Here is a 4190-nt window from a genome sequence, read left to right as displayed (position 1 = left end):
TCGCCGCCCTGAACGGGAACCATGTTAGAGAGTGACTTAGCAACAAGCGCTTCAGACAGGGTTTCACGCTTGTCAGTACTCTTCTGGTCACACCCGAGCAGTAAACTGGCAGCAACAGAAGCAACTACGATTAATTTTCTCATCTTATCACCTAAGCCTTTGCATCAGGCAGTCATTGTCCCCGTCGGGTGCTGGTCGTCGATCATGGCAAGATATTCTGACATCAGGCTATCCGGGACAGGTTTAAACAGGCTGTCCAGCGGAATATTATATTCATTGAGCGTTCCGACTATAATATAGTATTACAGTCAAACGATATTATTTATTAATAACGCAACGAAATACAAAAAGAGGACTAACTCCAAACTTTTGATAATCATCACGCCCAGCAAATTTTGGCACAGGTTGTGACGATTGCCTGAATATAGTCAAGGCATACTGACGATCTCCGCCAACATACCCCCTTAAAACTTTTTCATTACCCTTAACTGGACCTTGAGGATCATAAACAGGGGAGTGGGAATAATAATCAGTTGAATACCAATCATTACTCCATTCGGCTCCACTTAGCCCCATATCGTATAAACCTAGCGGATTCGGAGGATATTTCCCAATTGGATAAATAGGAAAACCATAACCATCTGTGTATTCATCTAATTTCTTTTGTTCAGGTATATTAGAACCAAGCTCGAAATTTCCATTATTAGTCGAAAAAGGAAGATACTGCCCTCTTGACCTTGCCGCATATTCCCATTGTGCTTCTGTCGGTAAATCAATATTTTTATCGGACTCCTTACCTAGCCACTGACAATAATCTTTTGCCTGTTGCCAGGTCACACCAACAGAGTAATCATCTTTTTGCAAGGATGGGTACTCTTTTACCAGAATATTAATGGGAGGTTTTTTTATTCCTGTTATCTGCAGATATTTATTATAATCATCGTTGGTAACTTTAAACTTTGATATCGAAAAATCACTTAATACAACTTTATGTAATACCTTATCATCCTGGTTTATGCTGAAAGGCAGTTTTTCACCGACTAATGGTCCAAAATCCCCCATTAAAAACTCGCCGCCCTGAACGGGAACCATGTTAGAGAGCGACTTAGCAACAAGCGCTTCAGACAAGGTTTCACGCTTGCCAGTACTTTTCTGGTCACACCCGAGCAGTAAACTGGCGGCAACAGAAGCAACTACGATTAATTTCCTCATCTTATCACCTAAGCCTTTGCATCAGGCAGTCATTGTCCCCGTCGGGTGCTGGTCGTCGATCATGGCAAGATATTCTGACATCAGGCTATCCGGGACAGGTTTTAATAGTCTCTCCGGTTTATTGGAACATTCATTCAACGTTGTTGCTCCGGTTAAAATGATATATGTCACCACCAAACGACATTATTTATTGATGACGCAACGGAAAACATACTGCGGACCAACACCATATTTTTCATAATCATCGTCTTTATTGATCTTTGGAACTGGCAAATCTGATTGTCTGAACACGGTTAAAGCGTATTGTCTGTCACCGCCAACATTCCCGCGCAGGACTTTTTCGGTCCCCTTTACGGGTCCCTGAGGATCGTTTACCGGAGAATGAGAGTAATAATCTGACGCATACCAGTCATTGGTCCATTCTGAGCCACTAAGTCCCATATCATACAGACCCAGGGGGTTTGGGGGATATTTCCCCACTGGATAAATAGGAATACCTGCTCCATCAGTATATTCACTCAGCTCATCCTGGCTGGGGATGTTTTTACCGGGCAGGAACTCACCATTATTCGTTGCAAACGGAATGTATTGACCTCTGGATCTTGCTGCATATTCCCATTGCGCCTCTGTTGGTAAATCAATCTTGTTACCAGACTCCTTACCTAACCACTGACAATAGTCTTTTGCCTGTTGCCAGGTGATGCCAACAGAATAATCACCTTTTTTGCAATGATGGGTAATCTTTTAGCAGAATATTAATGGGTGGTTTTTTTACTCCTGTTATCCGCAGATATTTATTATAATCATCATTGGTGACTTTGTATTTTGATATTGAAAAATCACTTAATACAACTTTATGTAATACCTTATCATCCTGGTTTATGCTGAAAGGCAGTTTTTCACCGACTAACGGTCCAAAATCGCCCATTAAAAACTCACCGCCCTGAACGGGAATCATGTTAGAGAGCGACTTACCCACAAGCTCTTTAGCCGCTTTTTCACTCCTGGCAGCATTTCCCTGATCGCACCCGACCAGTAAGCATACAGTAACTGAAATAGCTATAATGTTATTTTCCATTTCAATGCCTCAGTAATTTAATCAAGCAATCATTGTATTAGTTGGATGCTGCTCGTCAACCATGGCAAGATATTCTGACATCAGGATGTCTGGAATAGGTCTAAATGGTTCATCCGGGCCAACGGAAACCGGAAGGTTATTATGCAATAAGGTGAGCTTTTCGCCATAATTGGTATAGAAAAACAATTTTCGTTCTCCAATGCCTAAAAACTTAATCACATCTTTTTCATTCAGTTCTTTACTGCCTTTCTTCTCCCCTGGCGACAACGTCAAATGCTGCATGATATTGTTATAATCTGCCTGACTTTGTACCCACTTCAATGCCATAAACACCGCTTGTTTTCGTCTCTTTAAAGGACCGAGCTTCCAGCTGTTAACGGAAAAAAATCATTATTCTGATTTCGTGGATCAAGCCAGTCCGCCCAGTTCTGATCAATTAATGTGGCAATCACTGCCCCTTTTGTTTCCGGAGGGTTATATTTAAGCTGATCAGGATTAGACAAAATACTGTCCATCAAATTAACGCGTTTGTTTTCATCCTTAAGATCTGCTCTAATTTGTTGCAATATTACGACCATATTCTTAAGCATGGCCTCACCCACCTGTATCCCTTGCGCCGCCATAATAATAGGAATTGCACATAAAGATCGAAAGGCATCCCCTGCCATCATCTGCTCAAGCTTCTGATAATCCACATTCCTCAGCATATACATAAAGCTCTTCATAAAAGCCGCAAAGCTGCTGCCATCAACTTCAAAACCGACTTCCCCTTTGGCCCCCACTCCCCAACATAAAGCCGCTTTACAGTAAATACGAAAACGTCCCTGAATATAGGTGATATAAAAAAACCCACTTCCCCCAGCGCCTGCCTGCACCGTCATCCCTGCTTCCAGTTTGGCTATCGCGGCAAACTTCTTCTCTTTATTGACAATGGGTTTGTTATCTTTCTCAACATCTTTAGCTACTGGCGTATCATCAGGATGCGGGTCAAACCACTCAATGGCACCACTGATATTACCTCCCGCCTGAGCACCAACAAAAACACCAATTTCACCTCCCCCATGTGCTTCAGGTATTGTTGAGGTCTTTAAATTCACCTGCTGCTGTCCTGGCAACGGTGGAGCAGTCAGGGTTGCAGGACGGCCTTTAATGCCATAGCCCTTTCCCATTTCTCCACTCCAGTCTACTGTCACCCCTAATTCAATTGCAGCACTGGCACCAACGCTACCTGACAATACCAGTTTCATGGCAAAACGCAGCGCTCCCATATTACAGACACCATCCGGTGTCTGTGGAGTCACTTTTTTCGCCGGAAATAAAAGGCTGACACCTAACCTGTCCGGAAGGTACAGGGCCGTTTCGGCCTTCGCCTCCCCCAGTGCAAAACTGGCATGACCTTCTATTTTGCCCTCCAGTTTTTTCTGACGGATTATATTCCGCTGATGCACCCGCTCCATGGCTGTAACGCATCAGTTGGGCCAGTGCGCTAATGTCAATATACTGATGGATTAGGAAATAGCCAGTTGGTTTTACTTTCATCCTCGAATGTCAGCGTCACTTCTTTAAGTTTTTTCCAGATCATTAATAAACGCTAGATATATTCCCTCACGTTTCATATCTAATCTATAAATATCATCACTAACCGTAACACTTGGTTTTGTTTCGTAGGGGACTAACCCTTGCTCATAAATATCCTGATAAGGTTTACCTAATTGTTTCACAAGTGTTTCGACATCAATACTCATTTGATAAATACACCACACGTCCTTGTATCCTGCTAGTACTATCTTCATTGCGCAAGGAAATGGTCCAGCTATGAGCGAACCATTGCAGAACAATTACCCACCCAACCTTTTTATCTCTAACGCGGCGGTAATGACTCCAACTTACTGATAGTGTT

4 protein-coding genes and 4 pseudogenes are annotated in these 4190 nt (G+C 42.7%); all 8 read right to left on the bottom strand.

The features are described from left to right. Positions 1–143 (bottom strand): annotated as a pseudogene (locus HMPREF3140_RS29280) (sulfatase modifying factor 1); the annotation flags it as partial. A 21-nt stretch (positions 144–164) separates the two neighbouring features. Beyond that, positions 165–266 (bottom strand): hypothetical protein, encoded by a 102-nt coding sequence (locus HMPREF3140_RS28755; protein ID WP_071787070.1) that lies wholly within the window; start codon positions 264–266, stop codon positions 165–167. A gap of 52 nt (positions 267–318) precedes the next feature. After that, complete coding sequence (locus HMPREF3140_RS12290; RefSeq protein ID WP_016946122.1) at positions 319–1212, bottom strand: formylglycine-generating enzyme family protein; 894 nt, start codon at positions 1210–1212, stop codon at positions 319–321. A gap of 21 nt (positions 1213–1233) precedes the next feature. Further along, a complete protein-coding gene (locus tag HMPREF3140_RS28750) occupies positions 1234–1350 on the bottom strand; it encodes a hypothetical protein (RefSeq protein WP_014343202.1) in 117 nt (38 codons plus the stop codon). Positions 1351–1395: 45 nt separating this feature from the next. Further along, positions 1396–2290, bottom strand: a pseudogene (locus HMPREF3140_RS29275) (formylglycine-generating enzyme family protein). 21 nt (positions 2291–2311) lie between these two features. Then, positions 2312–2389: pseudogene (locus HMPREF3140_RS29645) on the bottom strand (hypothetical protein); the annotation flags it as partial. Between the two features lie 251 nt (positions 2390–2640). Beyond that, entirely contained in the window at positions 2641–3669 is a 1029-nt protein-coding gene (locus HMPREF3140_RS12270) for a hypothetical protein (RefSeq protein WP_074195551.1), read from the bottom strand. 128 nt (positions 3670–3797) lie between these two features. Beyond that, positions 3798–4053 (bottom strand): annotated as a pseudogene (locus HMPREF3140_RS12265) (DUF6392 family protein); the annotation flags it as partial. Positions 4054–4190: the final 137 nt, after the last annotated feature.

Origin of the sequence: Klebsiella sp. HMSC16A12, assembly GCF_001808265.1 — a bacterium.
GTDB lineage: Bacteria > Pseudomonadota > Gammaproteobacteria > Enterobacterales > Enterobacteriaceae > Klebsiella > Klebsiella pneumoniae.
The sequence above is the reverse complement of the archived record's forward strand: the minus strand, read 5'-3'. Positions and strand labels throughout refer to the sequence as shown.